Raw genomic sequence first — 349 nt, forward strand, 5'->3', positions numbered from 1 at the left:
TACAATCACACTAAAAGCTGGTATCGAGCGCGCGTTACTTGAAGAAGTACCAGGCGTTATCGAAGTAGAACAAGTATTTTAATCTAAAAGCGGAAGCGGCTCGTTCAAAATGTGAGGAGGATGGAGCTTCTGACATAGAGGCGCTTTTTGCCTCGGCGGAAGAAGCGAAGCCACCGAACATTTTAGCCGCTGGAGCTGGATAATTAAAAGCGGAAGCGGCTCGTTCAGAATCGCCTTCTAAAAGGAGACCAAATTTGGTCTCTTTTTTTATTCAAATCACATTTATCCGTTAACATCATAAAACAAAATTGGAAATCCTTCTCAAAAAATGCGATAATTAATACTATAT

1 pseudogene is annotated in these 349 nt (G+C 40.7%); it reads left to right on the top strand.

Annotated elements, in window-relative coordinates:
• Window positions 1-82 (top strand): annotated as a pseudogene (locus tag MR160_RS34140) (NifU family protein); the annotation flags it as partial.
• Window positions 83-349: the final 267 nt, after the last annotated feature.

The organism is Bacillus cereus group sp. BfR-BA-01382 (assembly GCF_022663475.1).
GTDB classification, from domain to species: Bacteria; Bacillota; Bacilli; order Bacillales; family Bacillaceae_G; genus Bacillus_A; species Bacillus_A thuringiensis_S.